Origin of the sequence: Halodesulfovibrio sp. MK-HDV, assembly GCF_009914765.1 — a bacterium.
Lineage (GTDB): Bacteria > Desulfobacterota > Desulfovibrionia > Desulfovibrionales > Desulfovibrionaceae > Halodesulfovibrio.
In genome coordinates, this window is the sequence record NZ_WYDS01000019.1 from 65,786 (window position 1) to 82,836 (window position 17,051).

The window sequence follows — 17,051 nt, forward strand, 5'->3', positions numbered from 1 at the left end:
GGCTTACTGTTACCACGGGAATGCGATATCGCGTTTAGCGCCACCGCGTTTGATGTTGTAATCCATGCCGAGCTGACCACGGGACATGAAGAACAGTACGATGTGGGACAGCTTGGTAAATGGTGCCAGAAGCAGCAGAGCTTCACCGGTAAGGATATGGCAAACAAGCCAGAAATCGTAGTTACCGATATGCAGACGAGCGATAAAGCCGGTTACGAAAGGCGCTACGGAAATAGCGAGAATGAACCAATCGTAAGGTGTTGTAAGAATGCGAACTTCAGGAAGCGCGATACGACGGATAGCAAGCATTAAGCCACCGATGATCGCGAGAACTGTAAGTGCATCTGCAACGCCGGACGGTAACGTCGGCAGGCTGAAGCCGAATGCCATTTTAAGAAGTTCCTGGTGGCCGAGCAGGAAAAGCGGAAGCAACACTGCGCCGATATGGAACAGGAAGAATGCTACTGCCATGAAAGGCTGTTCGCGCCAACCGTAAGTGCCGCCCGGAGTGAGCCAGCAACGGATGGAGTGAAGTGCGCCACGAAGGCCGAGAGACATGTGCGGCTTATATGCTACACGGTCAAGCTGCCAGCTAAGACCGCGTACGTACATTACGGCACGAACTGTGAGACCGCCGAAGAATACCAGCAGTGATATCCACAGCATCGGTCCGGTAAGAAATGCTATCATTGTTATCTCCTTGTCTTGAGGGAGGTTGCCCTCCCGTCATGACTAGTACTTTCTCATTTTTTCTTCTCTGCCGGTCAGGAATGACCAGTAACCGACAAAGCTGACCAGTGCCACACCCATCAACACGTATGTGATGGTCTTGGTGTGGAGCATAAAGTCGTGGAGAGTATAGATAATGTTTTCCATAGTATTAACCTCCGGACTAATGAGCGTCTTTGTACTCCGGATGCTCGAACAAAACAGGCATCCGGGTAGTGATGAAGCGGTACGCTGTAATAATAAGCGTCACGACAAAAATAGAAATGCCGATTTCCATGAGGCTAGGGAAGTAACGTTCAGCAGCCGGGAGCTGCCAGTTGTATGCAACCATGCTCACGTTGAAACGGTTTACTACGATACCAAGTACGCCAAGCACGGATGCGATGCGTACAATCTTCAGATTCCTTTCACGTACGCCGATTGCGTAGAGGAAAGAAGGAAGCAGTACAAAACCGAACATTTCAACAAGGAAGATAGCACCGTAACCAGTTGCAAGGTACTGCCAGTCGTTGTCCATTGTGATGTCGAACAGCTTGATGAAGAAGTAACCGGCGAGAATGAAGGAGGCAGCTTTTGCAAAGCCGAATGCCACGCCGTTAGCTTCTTTAAGATGTGTTTCGTCCATCATACGGTGCAGACCTTTATGAGCCAGAGTGCCTTCAAAAATTACCATGGAAGCACCAGCCACCATGGAGGAGATGAAGAAGAACACCGGCATAAAGCTGGAGTACCAAAGCGGATGAAGCTTACCCGGTGCGATGAGGAACAACGCGCCAAGGGAGCTCTGATGCATGGTGGAAAGTACAACACCCATAATGGTAAGAGGCAGGGTAAGCTTTAATGCAATGTTGCGAAGCTTACGCATACCGAGCCATTCGAATGCTGCAGGTGACCACTCTATAAAAAGTACTGATACGTAGAGGGAAACACACAAGCCAACTTCGAAAAGAAGGGATGTGGTGCCCTGAGAGTATACCAGTGGGTATGGGAGTCTCCATGGGTGACCCAGATCGTACAGAAGAGCAATAACTACAAAGAAGTAGCCAAGAAAAGCGGTAGTGATAGCAGGACGCACTGCGGAATGGTAGTGCTTCATGCCGAAGAGGTAGCAGGATGCGGAGGCTACATAACCACCGGCAGCCAATGCTACACCACACATCAGGTCGAAACCGATCCACAGACCCCAAGGGTTGTTGTCGTCGAGGTTGGTTACGGCGCCGATACCTTTATAGAAACGCAGGAAGGTAAGAACCAGACCACCAGCAATAATGATAGCGGTAAGGATGTTTCCGGCGTGCCAGAAGTTTTTTTGATCGTTACTCATTATGCATCTCCCTCAGGCTTGGAGCTTTCTTCTACTTCTTCGCTCTCAGGGTTCTGAAGTGCAGCAAGCTTTTCCTCAAACTCTTTCTCAGCGTTAGCGACAGCTTTTTTTGTTTCGCGTGTAATGGAAGCTTCTTTATCTTTAGCAGCTTTTGCCATTGCAGCTTTAAGCTTGTCTTCAGCAGCTGACTGAGTTTCGGTAACAGCCTGTGCTACAGCAGTTTTCTGGTCTTCAGCAGCGATTTTTTCTTTACGCTTGCTGATTGCGTATGCACCAGTGAGCAGTACAGGCCAGATGCCTACTACCATTGGTACAGCGCCAAGAGCGCCTGCTGTAAGTTCCGGAGCGGACTTTTTGCCAACTACAGGCTGACCAACTTCGGTATGTTTTACCGGAGCAAGGTAGAGCCAGTTGGTTCCGCCAGCTTCTGTTTCGCCGTAAATTTTCTTTACGTAACGATCAGGGTGCTTGCGGATACGTTCGCGTGCGATATCAATAAGGTCAGAACGCTTACCAAAGGTGAGGGCTTCTTTAGGACATGATTGAACACAGCCTGGAAGTTTGCCTTCTTTAATGAGCGGGTGACACATAGTACATTTCTGAATGAGTGGATCTAATGGATCTTCGTATTCAAAAGTAGGAACGGAGAATGGACACGCGATCATGCAGTAGCGACAACCAACACAAACGTCGCCGTTGTAAGTAACGGAGCCGTCGGAGTTTTTGGTGAACGCTTTAACAAAACATGCGGATGCACATGCTGGTTCCATGCAGTGGTTACACTGCTGTTTACGGAAGATAGGGTGATCCAGACCGGCAACATTGTACTTATTAACTACAGTGTGCGTGGTGGAGTTGGTTCTGCGTTTAGTATCCAAAACTGAGAGGTCATCGAATGGCTTCTCTGGTTTCGGGAAGTTGTTTACTGTATTACAGCCCTCTTCACATTTGCGACAACCGATACAACGGCTGCTGTCGTGCAGCACGCCCATTGCATCTGGGTATCCATCAAATGAAGCGTTGCTGGCAGCTTTCGCCTTAGTAGTTCCCAAGGTGGAAGCAATACCGGCGCCGCCAAGCAGGCTTAGGAATTTTCTGCGATGCATAATTGCTCCTTGATTCCTAGTTAGCGCGTGCGGCGTGGCAGCCTGCGCACTCAGTGTTCTGTGGCTTCTGAATATTCATTTCGGTGTGACAGGTCATGCACTGCTGATGGTAAGCAGCTTTAAGACCCGGACGGTCACCGTTTTTGAATGCTTCGCCATGACAGCTCTGACATTTTGGAGGCTTGATGCTTACAGGGCTCTGATGGTGACAGGCCTGACATACTTTGCCTTTTTCAGCGTGGAAGCTACCAGCAAGTTTGCTGTCCGCAGTTGCGTTAAGCAATGTTGCAACGATTTTGCGGTGCGGCATGTTGGATGCTTCGTACTTGTCTGCAAGAGCGTCAATTTTGACGAATTCAGGGATCTCTTCAGCGGTGTAGGTCACTGTGCCAGCTTCACGAGCGGTAACAACGGAAGCAGCAACTGCGTTACGTTCTTTTTTGCTCATTTTTGCTGCCTGTTCAGTGGTAACGCCGTTAGCGTTATGACAGGTTGCACAAGACTGTTCGTTGAAGTTCTGAACTGGAATCATGGAGTGACAGCCTGCACAAGTAGGATCCTGTGCAACACGCATTGCGTGACAACCAACACAGCTTGCGGAAGACTTAGCGTCGTGCATATCGCCGTAGAGTGGTTTAAAGCCGTCTTTTTCGTTGCCGATGCCGTTAATGTGGCAAGTGCTGCAATCTTTTACGTTAGCTTCATGGAACTTGTGGTTAAATGCCACAGGTGCGATGTCGCTTTTTGCAGAACTGTTCGGAACGATGAGAAGAGTATCCGGCTGACCGCGTTTGAGGCGTTTAGCAGGTACTTTTTTCATTTCTTTCTGGGCAGAAGCGCTGTGACAGCCTGCACAGGTAACAGGACCTGTAAATGCAGCGTCTATTTTCGCTTCGCTCATGTGACAGCTGATACAGCTGCTGTGTGCTGCGGATTTAGGGCTTTCGTATTTTACAAAGCCGTCACCGTAGCCGTTATCGTTGTCTTCAGTGCCCGGTACGTAGGTAGCGGTACCAGCAACAACATCAACGTTCATGTGGCAAGCGCCACAATTTTCGTTCTGCTGTGAAACAACGATCTTTTTAGAAGAAATATGGCGGAAGTGCAGTGACTTATCCATTTTGATAGGCTGGCGTTTTGCCACCATATCAGGGTTTGGATTGTGACATGTACGACATTCGCTTTCCAGAGGACCTGTGTCCTGTCCGGCTTTAGCCATGTCGGCATGACAGCCAATACAGTTTTGGTGGTATACGTCCTGCAATTGTTTTGCAGACATATCACCTGTTCTTTTAAAAGTAAGACTCATGCTGTCGCCGTCTTTTTCATGACAACTAGCACAGTCTTTATCCATTTTTTTCAGCGCATCAGTATGCAAATCGTGGCGATACGTAACGGCTGGCAATTCCATATCACCAAGCTTACCGATAACATCAATTTTAATGATATCAGAATGTTGCTCAGCAGGAGCAGCTGTTACATTAGAGCTGTGTGCTGTAATACCGACGACCGATACAAGCGCTACAACCATCAGCATACCCGCCAAGCGAAGCAGTGATCTTCCCTTCATCATAGTGGCAGTCCTTTCGATGAAATATTAACTCGTCCTCAGACACCCCTTAGCCATCAGCCTCCTGAGAGTTCCCCAACTTCAAGAGAAAAGCAGAACCGCGCAGAACTAACCATGCGGCCTAAGGCACTGTGGCAGTCTGGATATGTATGCGGTTGCACGAGCGTCGCAATAAATGCTTGCTCAATAACTCATCAACAAAGCGTAGATTTTAAAGCCTACCGATTCGGTATGAGTTATTATCATACCGAGGGGGTAGGGTATTTGTAAGGTTTCGTCAAGAGAGCGGGCAGGAGTGTGTGCTTTAGTTTTCAACTGTAAGTGTCTGAAAAAACAATAGAAAAAAAGCTTGTTCTAAATTAGACAAAAAAAGTAGGAATTATTGTCCATCGTCACAGTGGACAATAAAAACGGATTTTTCCAAAAGTAGTGTCTTGGCAAAAAACAGTGTAAAATGCTCGAAAATGATGCTCAGGTACAAGCCCAAAAAAACAGCGTGCTCTGAGCTGTCCTAATATAAAAAAAGGATGACATTGTTATGAGTCTGTTCGTAAATTTGCCGCTTAGTTTCGCAGCTAAAGAACCGCGGTACATTGATATGCTGATAGAGCAAGGTGTTTCGCCCGAACTGGGTATGGATACTTATGCAGTTCAAGATCTCGACATGCACTGGCATACAAAAACCGCCGCACGGTTCGCGGATGCAGGGCTTTCTTGTGGGATTCATCTTCCTTTTTTCGACCTCGCACCGGGCAGCTTGAATGACCACATTTTAGAAGCAACACGGGCAACGCTCCTGAAAGCGATCGAAATTTCACAAGCCTATAAACCAACTCATTTTGTAGGACATCCGAACTATGAAGCAGGGCAACACAATCTCTATTACGGTGATTGGCTTTCCCGCTCTCACGAAACATGGTCACAGTTACTCAAGCAAGATCAGTCCAATGCTCAGTTATTTTTGGAAAACACCTTTGAATTAACACCAAAGCCGCTTGTTGATCTTGTCCAGTCGTTACCAGCGAACCGCGTCGGGCACTGTTTTGACGTCGGGCACTGGCACTCTTTCGCCAAAGGTTACCAAAATAACGACCTTCTCGAGTGGCTTAACGCCTTTTCGCCGCGTCTTGGGCATCTACATCTTCACGACAACGACGGTTCAGGGGATCAGCATCTTGCCCTCGGCACGGGAACAATTCCGCTTCTTGAGCTCTTTGATTACATTCAAGCAAACGAGCTTTCACCATCAGCTACGCTTGAACCGCACACCGAAGATGCGTTCCCAGCGTCCATCGAGTATCTCGAAGCGCACAGCATGTCGGTCTGTTTTCTTGCTGAGGGGTAATTTGTAAGTTTTTCATTATGGCTCCGACGGGTCTGCGACGCAGTTTTTTTATGTCTCCGACGGCTGGGGAAAACCTTGTTGTAACAAGGTTCTTCCCCAGACCCCTTTCCAAAAACTTTTATTATGCGATGGAAGCACGTTTGTTAATTCCTCACGCGGCTTAATCCCACTGACTTGAATAATAAAAAAGGGCTGTCCTAGTTAACTAGGACAGCCCTTTTACAGTTCGCGAAAGGTAATGGTGCAAAAGCCGCGAGGTGGCGTAAAAAACGGAAGAACCTCGCAGGTAATAGTTTTTGGAAGGGGGTCTGGGGGAAACTTTTTTTCAAAAAAGTTTCAGCCCAGCCGTCGGAGACATAAAATTCCCCAAAACTCGTCGAAGACCCGCCGGAGGCATGCGAGGCAGCAGAGAGACATCCTTTTACACAGGATGCTCAGTAGCGCTGGCATCAGGTGCATGTGCCTTTTTGGAAGACACAAGCTCTCCGGCGTCTTCGAATACAAGGTAGAAGCACGGCACGAGCACGAGAGTGATGAACGTTGCGAAGAGGATACCGAACCCGAGCGAAATTGCCATTGGGATAAGGAACCTAGCTTGCCGTGACGTTTCAAGAATCATTGGTGCCAGACCACCACATGTTGTGATGGTGGTGAGTAGAATTGGCCTGAAGCGTTTGATTGCACCGGCAACAACGGCTTCATGCGCTGTGTATCCTTCACGCCGGAGACGGTTGGTGAAATCAACGAGAACGAGCGAATCGTTTACTACTACGCCGGACAGGGCAACAAGTCCGAACATACTCATGAGACTCAGAGAGTAGCCCATAACTACGTGTCCGATAACGGCACCGACCATGCCGAACGGGATACAGAGCAGCACGATAAGCGGCTGCGCGTAACTCTTAAACGGAATGGCGAGAAGTGCATAAATGGCAAGAAGCGTGAGCATCAGGCCGGTTATAAGACTGGTTACGCTGTCGCGCATGTCTGCCTGCTTCCCTTCGAGGGAATAGCTGAGACCGGAATATTTTTGTAACAGATCTGGTAGAATATCAGCGGTAATTGATGATGTCACCTGCTCTGAGAGCTTGCGAGGAGTTACGTTGCCAGTAACGCTTCGAATTCGTCTGCCGTCTTCGCGTTTGATGGAAGTATCAGCGAACGCTCTGGTAATGAGTGCCGCGTCACGCAGCAGCATTTCGCCACCGTTTGGCAGTGTGAGTACCAGATCGTCGAATGTGGCGACGGATGCGCGTTCTGCTTCTGGCAGGCGCACTCGAACTGTGACTTCATCTTGGCCGACCTGTTGTTTGATAGCTTCGGCACCGTAGAAGGCGTTACGAAGTTGATCTGCAACTTCGCGGGAACTTAGTCCGGCGGCTTCACCAGCTGAGAGCAGCTTGATATCAAACTGTCGTTTGCCGCGAGCAGTGCCGTCATCAATATCGCTGACACCATTAATGAGCGCCATCGATGCTGCCAGTTCCATAGAAGCTTGTTCAAGAACGGCATTGTCACGGTGTGAAAGCTGGATTGTTACGCCTTTACCGGAACCCGGGCCTCCTCTGTCCGCCACAAAATCTACTGTCTCTGCACCTGCAACAGAGCCAACGGCCTTACGCCATAGTTCGGTTACTGTTGAAGTTGAGACTGGGCGTACGTCTGGGCCTGTTAGGTAGATACGGGTCGTAAGTTCATTGTTATTTACGATAGTAAACACGCCGGTGCTGAGTAACTCTCCACCGTTGTCAGCAATGACGCTGTTGGCGGACTTGAATAGCTGGTCCTCAACTTCTCGAATGCGTTCCACGGGCGTTCCGTATGGCATTGTGATTGCGCCATATGCATAGTCGGACTCAACTGTCGGGAAGAGCACCATGCCTAGGCGACCGGATAAGGCAAATCCTACGGTAATGAAAAGAACTGCCAATGAGGTGCCGAGAACAGCATAGCGGTATGTAATAAGTTTGCTGATGAATCTGCCGTATTGCTCGGCGATAAAACGTTCAAAACGAGTACTGAAACGTTGCTGGAATCGTATGAGCCAGCCAAGCCCAGGAATAGTAGAGCGTTTACCACTGTGCGCAAGGTGAGCTGGCAAGATAAATAGACTTTCGATGAGCGAAATGAAAAATACGATTCCGACAACAACGGGAATGTATTTGAATATTTTCCCCATAGTTCCCGGTACAAAGTACAATGGGAGGAACGTAATGATGTTCGTGATAACACTGAATGTCACCGGCACCATAACTTCTTTTGCACCGTCGATGGCTGCCTGAACGTTACTTTTGCCGAGATTTCGGTGGTAGAAGACGTTTTCACCCACGACGATTGCATCATCCACAACAATACCAAGCGTGATGATGAATGCAAACATGGTGATCATGTTAATACTAAAATCGGTGAACGGCAGGAACACAAACGCACCAAGGAACGAGATAGGGATACCTAGACTTACCCAGAAGGCAAGACGAATATCTAGAAAGAGTGCCAAGAATATGAATACAAGCGCAAGACCGATATACGCGTTACTGAGAAGTAAGTCTGCGCGGTCCTTGAAGATGATGTAACTGTTGCGATAGGAGCCGATTTTCATACTTGGAGGCAAGTCTGCTCGAAACTCTTCGACCACATCCAGCGCCGCAGTCGCAACACTCATAGGGGTCTGGGAGCCGATTCGGTATACATCTACAGAAGCTGCGCGGTTGCCTTCAAAGCTACTCCAGTTATCGGTATCTTCAAATCCGTCCCATATTTTTGCAATGTCCCCAAGATAAATGGATGCACCTGAACTATCTGTAAGGACAGGGATACGTTTGAAGTCTTTCGCAACAAGCTTACGGTCTGACACACGTACAAGAATTTCACCCTGTGCTGTCTTGATACTACCACCGCCGAGTTCTACAGAAGCTTGTTTAATCTTGCTGGCAACGTCGGAGAGTGTGAGGTTGTATTTGCGAAGAGTATTGCGAGAAATTTCAATATGCGTTTCAAGATCACGAATTCCTATTACATCTGCCTGTGTGATCTCTGGATTTCGCAGCAGCGCATCTTCTAGCTGGTTTGCATAATCGCGCAATACCAGTTCGGAAACATCCCCGCTGATAACAAGGGTAAGTACACTGCGTTTGCGGGAATCAATGGTGATGCGTGGGTCTTCTGCTTCATCAGGGAACGTGGTGATTCTGTCCACTTCTGTTTTAATGTCCTGCCATACGCGGTCAACGTCAGCACCGTCGAGTAGCTCTGCCTGAATAGTGGCGCTGTCCTCGTTGGCGACAGAGGTTATGTCTTCAATACCCTCAATGCCTTCAATTGATTCTTCGACGGCTTGAACAATAGAACGCTCAATTTCTTCCGGACTGGCACCGGGGTACGAAACGGTTACGGACACAGTATCCATTTCAATCTCTGGAAAAACTTCCTGAGTGGTGCTTGCTCCGAGAACGAGACCACCAATGAGGAGTACGAGCATGAGTAAGTTGGCAGCAACAGAGTTACCTGCCATCCATGCTATGGCTCCGCGTGGTTTTTCCGGTTCGGGAGCTTTAGGTTTTCGGTGCTGCGAAGCAAGAGGTGATTTCTGCATACTCTCTACTCCGCCGTAGCGACGTTGTTGTCTTTGCGGACACCATTGTCGGAGTTATTGTGTGGCTTTTTTCTGCGTTCTTCTTTTGGCTGCTCTGCAACTGTCGGAGCACTGCCGGAGTCAAGGGCGAGAGACATACCTGTGTATGCATCGCTTAGATCTGAAGCAATAACTGCATCGGATTCAGAAATTCCGTTGAGGGCGTAAACAGCGTCTTGGGATTTCCAGACAATAGCAATTTTACGGATAACAAGTTCGCCGTCTTTGTACACCCAGATTTCGTTATCGTTATGCACAAGGTTTTGAGGGATTTTGTAGGCGGATTGAATGGTATTACCTTCAATTGTAACGTCTACATAATCGCCGAGCATGAGGGGCATGGTGAACTCTTGAGATTCAAGACCGCGAGGGTCTTTAACTGCTACTACTACACGGGCAAGGCGGGTGGATTCTGTCAGTGTACCCGTAAGACGCAGTACTTCACCGTCCCATCTTGAAATACCGCCTTGGCGGACAACCGTTGCGGTAACTCCGTTACGGGATAATCCAAGATGTTCAAGACGGTCCACTGGTACAGCCGTCTCTACCCAATATTCGTCAATGGCTACAAGTGTGGCAACTGTGGTGGATGTAGTGACACGGGAGCCAAGGTTTGCACCTGTTTCCTGTATCATGACATCGAATGGTGCGCGCAGAACACAGCGGGTGAGATTAAGTTCAGCAAGCTGAATATCGGCTTTTGCACTTTCAAGTTCAGCCTTTGCTTTCATCAACTGAGGTTCGCGCAATGCAAGGGCTGTGCTGTATTTTTCGGAACTTTTGCTCTCGTCCAAAAGGCGTATGCCTTCTCTTGCAACGCGCTGTTGACCTTGTTCCAACATCAATTCTGCTTTGGCAGTAGCGAGTGAACTTTTGCTTTTACGCAGTGCTATGTCGTAATCTCTCGTGTCGATGCGGAGAATGACGTCACCTTTTTTGATGATACCGCCAGCAGCAAATTGTGGGGCAGTCCACGCAACAGTGCCTGAAACCTCAGGCTTTAGTTCAACTTTGCGCGCTGGGATAACAGTGCCGGTTCCTTTGATCTGCATCGGTACGCTGCCTTTTTTAAGGCGGATAACTTTTACAGTGGTAACTTTTTTAACTGGTGCTTTTCTAGCAACCTTGGGTTTTGAACCCATGAAAAATGAATATCCACCAAGGCCTAACGCAATCATAAGTGTGAAAACTACGGCGTTGATAAGTACTTTTTTTCGGGATGTAGGATTGTTCTGCATACCGCTTATATCCCCTCATTTTGATCGTCAGGTGAAGGTTCGTGCACTTTTGCAAGACTGTATGTCCAGCCTCCCCCGAGAGCACGATATAATGAAATTCGGAGCTTAATCAGCTCTGCTTGCTGTTGAATCATTTGTCGTTCCAGACTCTGTACATTTAAGACTTCCTGCAGCAAAGGCAAGTAACCGCTTTGTCCCTGAAGGTATCGTAACTGTGCATCCTCAAGGGTTTTTGCCGTGGCGTCACGCTGTGCACCAATGAGTCGTAAATACTCTTGTTGCTGTTCTTCATTGACCAGCGCATCTTCAACTTCCTGAACTGCTTTTGAGACAGTTTCACTATACAATGCTGCGCGTTCTTCAACAACTGCGCGGGTTCGATCAACTTCCGAAGCACGCAGACCACCGTCTAGAAGTGGCTGCATAATGTTACCGGCAAGTGATGCTGCCCAGTTGTTAAAAAATACGGCGGCAACGGAGCTGTTGAAAGCTGCGTCTGCGTTAAGTGTAAACTGCGGCAACCTGTTTGCTCTTGCTTCAGCAACACTCCATTCTGCGGAGAACAACTGTAATCCTGAAGAACGAATATCCGGTCTGTTTACAAGCAAGTCTGATGGTAACCCTGTTGGGGGCAGCGAAATAAGTTCCGGCAACTCTTTCTGGATAACGGTAGGGCGCTCCAGCGGAGTGCTTCCGATTAATACGGAAAGTGCGTTAAGAAGCACTTGCTCTTTTGCTATCAATAAAGGGAGTTCTGATTGGCTTGATGCTAAAATCTGGCGCTGCTGTAACACATCTACAGATTCTGCAATGCCGTTTGTAAAACGGAATTCCTGAAATACGAGTTGCTTTCTGTTGTTTGCAACCTGTTCATTTAGAATGGCAATTTCTTCGCGAACCCTGAGCAAATCAACCCAGTTTTCGGCGACAGATGCGGCAACAGTAACAGCGGCTGCATCTAAATCTGCCTGTGTTGCATAAAATTGTTGTTCGCTTGCGCTACGCTGGGCTTCAATGCGTCCCCATAAATCAAGTTCGTAAGCAGCGGCTGCGCCAAGGTTATACTGCTGTACGTCGTCGTAACTGCTACGTTTGCCGGTGTTGGTTTTAGTGCCGACTCGTCCAGCCTTGGCTCCGCCTGTAAGATCCAGAGTAGGGTACTGGTCAGCACCGGCGCGTTCCAAGTTTGCAGCAGCTTGCTTTAATCGGGCGTAAGCAACGTTGATAGAGAAGTTATCGGAGAGCGCCTGGTCTATAAGGGCATTCAACTCCGCACTTTCAAAACTTTTCCACCATAGTCTATCTGACTCCTGTCCTTCCACTTGAATTGAGTACGGCTCATCAAGCGACACACCGGGTTGTATGGACTGTGTTGGTGCAAAAGGTGCACATGCGGAGCATAGAAGAATGCTCAGGAGTAGCGCGGGAAATATATACTTCGACATACAATCCTTCTTGAGTGCAATATGAATAATTAGTTAGGTTGAAGTGTCAGTTGTTGACGAGTCAAGTAATGGCAGTTTCTTTGTTGTTATGTCAACAGTGCTGGCAAGAATTTATAAAACCTTATACTCAAGTTAGGATTTTTTAAAGCCGGAAACTGTATTGATTTTATACAGTTTAGCGATATTAACTATGCTAAAATACATGCTATAGTAATCTTTAGTAATTCTTACGTTAGCATCAGGTTCCAATAAATCTGTAGGCCGTCATCCGTTGACGAGGTGTGCCTAGCTCATTATATTGCGAAGTTGCATATCACTTATTGCATTTATCATTTGGAGTATCTGTGACTGACAGCACCCTTGCCCTTGATTCCGCGAAAATAAAAAAAATTCTTGTTTGCCAACTTAGGCAAATTGGCGACGTTATGCTCTCCACACCGGTGGCGGAGTTACTCGCACAGAAATTTCCTGATGCAGAGATTCATTATTTTACAGAAAAAAAATGTGTCCCTGTTCTCCAGAACAACCCGTATATTACAAAAATATGGGCGTTGGATAAAAAAGAACTATCCAACATCATGAAAGAATTTGCTTTTTACAAGAAAGTTGCGCGGCAGGGTTTTGATTTAATGGTGGGATTACAACATCTCCCACGAATCCGCTGGATTTCTTATCTCACTGATGCGCCTGTTAAGCTGAGCTATCGTTCTTCATGGATTAACGACATCGGCTATACCCACCTCATTGATGCTAAGGACGGGTATGCTTCTGAATCCAAGGTCGCAATTCTTGCACCGCTCGGCATTGAGTGGAATTGTACAACGCCGAAGTTGTTCCTTACAGAGGAAGAGCGGGATGCGATGTCTGCACGAATGAAAGAATGGGGTGTAACTGACGAGAATCGGCTTATTACTATAGATGCTACACATCACGACCTTGGCAGAAAATATCCTGCCGAAAATTATGCAAAAGTCATCAGCCTTTTAGCTGAGAAGAATAAAGATCTGCGTTTTGTTTTATTGGCGGGACCGGGGGAAGAAGGGATTTTTGATGAAATTCTTGATAGTTGCGATGCACCGGAAGCAGTAATTGTTCCTTCGCCAAGCTTGCAGTTGCGTGAAGTTGCCGCTTGTCAGGAACGGAGTGTTCTGCACTTTGGTAATTGTTCGGCTCCGCGTCATATGGCTGTTGCGATGGGTACGCCTACTTTGGTTACTCTTGGTTCAAGCAGCGATGCATGGTGTTTCCCTTCTGATGAACACACAACGGTGAACTCTGATATAGACTGCGTCCCATGTAATAACACGACGTGCTCTATTGGCTATAAGTGCCTTACAGAGCTTGATCCAGAGTATGTTGCTGATAAAATTTTAGAGCATATAGACAGCGTAACCCGTTAGCTTCATTAATATACTATCACAACAAGTATCTATGCTTACATACTAGCCTGAGATGTATATGCGGCGAGAATCGCTGCATTAATTTATATATGGAGAGGCCGGTATGAAAAGATTGTTGATAGTGTGTGTGGCTATGTTGACGGTGGCGTTATGTTCTTCTGCTTTTGCGCAAGGTGCTTTCTATAAAGAAACAAGTTCAGAACAGCGCATGGATCATTTAACAAACATGCTTGATTTGACTGTTGATCAGCAGGTTAAGATAAAAGATATTATCAAGCGTAGGGATGCAGAAATGGAGCCGCTCTTTAAGTCGCTTGCTGAAGCAAATGACAAAGAAGAGCAGCGGGAAATTAAGATAGATATTTTAGAGCAGCATCAGCGGTATAGAAAAGAATTGAATGATGTTCTTACTGATGCGCAGGAAAAGAAATATCAGGAATTTCTCCAAAAACGCATGCAAGAACGGAAGATGCAGAAAAAAAGTTAATCACAAAAAAAAGGAGAGCCTAGCAGCTCTCCTTTTTTTATGCGTAAAAACGTACTGTCTAGAAGCCTTTAATAGAATTAAGGCAAAATGTTACAGCAGATTTAGTAATTTCATCACGTTCCGGCCAGAAAATGCGACGGCGGTTAAGCCCTGCAAGTAGCCATGTGATTATTTCAGCGGTATTGTCTACTTCAATATCTTCGCGCACTGTACCGTCTTTGATGCCTCGTTCAAGACAAGCAACGATGGTTTGTTTTAATGCGTCAGTCATATTTTCCATAGCAATTTTTGCGCTTGGAATTGTGGCGTATGTGGTGAGGATAACTTTGTATCCTGTTTCGTTTTCATTAACAAAAACCACGACGTCCTGGATGAGTGTCTCTAAAAGGCAGTAGCCAGATTTCTGGCGGGCCTTTATCTCATCAAGCATACCTTTATACTCAGTAATGAGTTCTTCGATAATCTGATCAAAAATCTGCTGTTTTGACTTGTAGTGTCTGTAAATAGCAGCATCTGTCACATGCGAAAGCTGCGCAATAAGAGCAACGGTTGTTCCCTTAAAGCCTTTTTCTGCGAAGAGTTGGCGTGCATTGTAAAGAATTAGTTCTTTGGATGAACCCATGTCTGCCCCACGGTGTTAAATGATGGTCCTGTAATATACGGGAACCTAACCTTACTTATTAGTGGAAATAAGAAGGAAAATCAATGCGTTGTGATTTACAGAAGATCCTGAGGAGTTCCTGTGTAATCACGGGCGCTTTCTTTGCCCCGAAGTACGCGTAAAACGCCGCCTGCAAGTGCATGCATTTCTTCCACTGCAGGGAAGATAATGGCAGGTGCAAGCGGTGGTAAATTGTTTATGATTGTTTCAACAAGTTTCTTGCTGTTTGCCATACCACCGGTGAGTACAACTCCATCAATGGTAACAGGTGCACTTTCACCTTCATCAAGGTGCATAAGTGCAGGGAGAAGTCCCGAGAGCTCTTTCGCAATAGAGTACGCAAGAGCTTCAAAGACGAGCTGAGCCTTCGTATCGCCAGCGGCCATACGCTTTTCAACTTCGCGCAGATCATTGGTGCCCAGATGAGCCCAAAGACCGCCCGTTTTGAGAATACGTGAACGTAGTTCTTCGTATGTAAAGGTTCCGTTTTTAACGAGATCAAGTACACCTAGTGCTGTCAGGCGGCCAGTTCGTTCAGGTGAGAACGGACCATCGCCTTCCAATGCATTGACTACGTCACAAATTTTACCGTTACGGTGTGCGGCTACAGATACCCCGCCACCCATGTGACATACGAGATAACGGCTGTTTTCATATTCTATTCCCAGCTGCTCCGAGGCTTTTCGTGCTGCTGCCCTTTGTGACAGAGCATGAAAAACACTACGGCGCGGAAGTTCCGGTAGACCACTGAGACGGGCACGGCTGTCCATTTCGTCTGTTACAACGGTATCGACAATAAATGCTCGTACTCCGTGTTCTTTTGCAAATTCGAGTGCTAGCGGTGCACCAAGATTGCATGCGTGCTCTCCGTATTGAGCAGATGCCAGATCGGAAAGCATGGCAGGGGTGACATTCCACGTGCCGCCCTGCATTGGAGCTAGAAGCCCTCCACGGCCTGCAACTCCATCTAATTTGATGGTGTCCATGCCATGTTCTTTGAGAACTGCTTGAATGGTACTGCGACGTAGTTCCATTTCCTCAGTAGCAGTGCTAAAGGCGAGTGTTTCTTGCTTATCATGTTCTGCCGTATGCGAGAAAAGTTCTTTTTCTCCGTCAAAAACAGCAACTTTGGTAGACGTAGAACCCGGATTAATTACCAGAATATGCTCAGCCATTAAGGCGACTCCTTTTCACCCACAGCCATAGCAATGGCCAGTGCAATAGAATAGAATTTTGTACGATCAGTATCGCCACGGGAAGGAAGTACAATCGGTACTTCGCTGCCGGCAACCATGCCGGCCATGTCCAGATTCATAAGTGCGGTAAGTGACTTGTATAAGATGTTTCCGCTCTCAATGTCCGGCGCAACAAGGATATCTGCCTTGCCTGCTACCGGGTTGTCGACGCCTTTGCATTCGACTGCACGCATAGAAACGGCAAGGTCGAGCGCAAACGGACCTGCAACGAGTGCATCGCCGAATTCACCCTGTTCTGCCATTTTAGCAACCATCTGAGCATCGAGGGTTGCGGGCATTGCAGGGTAAATAACTTTTTCTGTGGCTGCGAGCATTGCAACTTTTGGCTGCTCAATTTTGAGTACTTTTGCAACACGCAATGCGTTTTTCACAATATCAACTTTACGTTGCATGTTTGGCGCAATGTTGATGCCGGCATCTGTGATCATCATGAGCCGGTCATCGTTCGGAGCGTTGAAAAGACCAATGTGGGAAAGAACGCCTTTAGGCGGCATACCGGTTTCTTTGTTAAGAATCCCGCGCAGCAGCACGTCGGTATTGACTCTGCCTTTCATAATAGCGCTGGCATGGCCTTCTTTCACCAACTCAATACATTTAGCCACAGCCTCAGCAGGCTCCGGTACGTGATGTTTCTCAAATGGGGTAAGATCAAGATCACGTTCAGCAGCGAGCTTTTCTGTAAGTTCTATATCACCAACAAGAATTGGCTCAGCAATTCCATTTGCATATGCTTCCACACATGCACGTAGCACAAAACCTTCCGCACAAGATGCAACTGCGAGTTTTGTACAAACGTGGCCTTCAATAATATAATCTGCAAGGGACTGAAGGGAATTTATAGGCATAGTGTGTTTTCTCC

At 47.3% G+C, this 17,051-nt stretch carries 14 protein-coding genes; 3 read left to right on the forward strand and 11 right to left on the reverse strand.

Annotated features, from left to right (window positions below; genetic code table 11):
- Positions 1-9: 9 nt before the first annotated feature.
- Genes hmcE through hmcA form a run of 5 tightly spaced genes read right to left on the reverse strand, consistent with a single transcriptional unit; the run spans position 10 to position 4,732 of the window.
- Positions 10-690 (reverse strand): sulfate respiration complex protein HmcE, encoded by a 681-nt coding sequence (gene hmcE / locus MKHDV_RS14750; RefSeq protein ID WP_160716616.1) that lies wholly within the window; start codon positions 688-690, stop codon positions 10-12.
- A 42-nt stretch (positions 691-732) separates the two neighbouring features.
- Complete coding sequence (hmcD, locus tag MKHDV_RS18610; RefSeq protein ID WP_162859877.1) at positions 733-876, reverse strand: sulfate respiration complex protein HmcD; 144 nt, start codon at positions 874-876, stop codon at positions 733-735.
- Positions 877-892: 16 nt separating this feature from the next.
- Entirely contained in the window at positions 893-2,053 is a 1,161-nt protein-coding gene (hmcC, locus tag MKHDV_RS14755; RefSeq protein WP_160716618.1) for a sulfate respiration complex protein HmcC, read from the reverse strand.
- A complete protein-coding gene (hmcB, locus tag MKHDV_RS14760) occupies positions 2,053-3,159 on the reverse strand; it encodes a sulfate respiration complex iron-sulfur protein HmcB (RefSeq protein ID WP_160716620.1) in 1,107 nt (368 codons plus the stop codon). Before hmcB ends, hmcC begins: the two co-directional genes overlap by 1 nt.
- 16 nt (positions 3,160-3,175) lie before the next feature.
- A complete protein-coding gene (hmcA, locus tag MKHDV_RS14765) occupies positions 3,176-4,732 on the reverse strand; it encodes a sulfate respiration complex hexadecaheme cytochrome HmcA (protein ID WP_160716622.1) in 1,557 nt (518 codons plus the stop codon).
- A gap of 535 nt (positions 4,733-5,267) precedes the next feature.
- On the opposite strand from hmcA, the gene MKHDV_RS14770 reads away from it, so the two are divergent.
- On the forward strand, positions 5,268-6,074 hold the full coding sequence (locus MKHDV_RS14770) for a sugar phosphate isomerase/epimerase (RefSeq protein ID WP_160716624.1): 807 nt from the start codon (positions 5,268-5,270) through the stop codon (positions 6,072-6,074).
- A 421-nt stretch (positions 6,075-6,495) separates the two neighbouring features.
- On the opposite strand, the gene MKHDV_RS14775 is transcribed toward MKHDV_RS14770, so the two are convergent.
- From MKHDV_RS14775 to MKHDV_RS14785, 3 genes are read right to left on the reverse strand one after another with little or no spacing between them, the layout of a single operon-like run.
- Positions 6,496-9,666: an efflux RND transporter permease subunit gene (locus tag MKHDV_RS14775; RefSeq protein ID WP_160716626.1), complete on the reverse strand. Its 3,171-nt coding sequence runs from the start codon at positions 9,664-9,666 to the stop codon at positions 6,496-6,498.
- A 5-nt stretch (positions 9,667-9,671) separates the two neighbouring features.
- Positions 9,672-10,943 (reverse strand): efflux RND transporter periplasmic adaptor subunit, encoded by a 1,272-nt coding sequence (locus MKHDV_RS14780; protein WP_160716628.1) that lies wholly within the window; start codon positions 10,941-10,943, stop codon positions 9,672-9,674.
- Positions 10,944-10,948: 5 nt separating this feature from the next.
- Positions 10,949-12,388, reverse strand: a complete 1,440-nt coding sequence (locus tag MKHDV_RS14785) for an efflux transporter outer membrane subunit (protein WP_160716630.1) — start codon at positions 12,386-12,388, stop codon at positions 10,949-10,951.
- A gap of 344 nt (positions 12,389-12,732) precedes the next feature.
- On the opposite strand from MKHDV_RS14785, the gene MKHDV_RS14790 reads away from it, so the two are divergent.
- On the forward strand, positions 12,733-13,788 hold the full coding sequence (locus MKHDV_RS14790; protein ID WP_160716632.1) for a glycosyltransferase family 9 protein: 1,056 nt from the start codon (positions 12,733-12,735) through the stop codon (positions 13,786-13,788).
- Positions 13,789-13,891: 103 nt separating this feature from the next.
- A complete protein-coding gene (locus tag MKHDV_RS14795) occupies positions 13,892-14,275 on the forward strand; it encodes a Spy/CpxP family protein refolding chaperone (RefSeq protein ID WP_160716634.1) in 384 nt (127 codons plus the stop codon).
- 58 nt (positions 14,276-14,333) lie between these two features.
- On the opposite strand, the gene MKHDV_RS14800 is transcribed toward MKHDV_RS14795, so the two are convergent.
- The 3 genes from MKHDV_RS14800 to MKHDV_RS14810 form a co-directional block, all read right to left on the reverse strand.
- Positions 14,334-14,897 carry a TetR/AcrR family transcriptional regulator gene (locus MKHDV_RS14800; protein WP_160716636.1) on the reverse strand — a complete coding sequence of 188 codons (564 nt, stop codon included), beginning with the start codon at positions 14,895-14,897 and terminating at the stop codon, positions 14,334-14,336.
- A gap of 95 nt (positions 14,898-14,992) precedes the next feature.
- The gene (gene buk, locus MKHDV_RS14805; RefSeq protein WP_160716638.1) at positions 14,993-16,111 is read right to left on the reverse strand and encodes a butyrate kinase; all 1,119 of its coding nucleotides are present in this window, start codon (positions 16,109-16,111) and stop codon (positions 14,993-14,995) included.
- On the reverse strand, positions 16,111-17,037 hold the full coding sequence (locus MKHDV_RS14810; protein WP_160716640.1) for a bifunctional enoyl-CoA hydratase/phosphate acetyltransferase: 927 nt from the start codon (positions 17,035-17,037) through the stop codon (positions 16,111-16,113). Before MKHDV_RS14810 ends, buk begins: the two co-directional genes overlap by 1 nt.
- Positions 17,038-17,051: the final 14 nt, after the last annotated feature.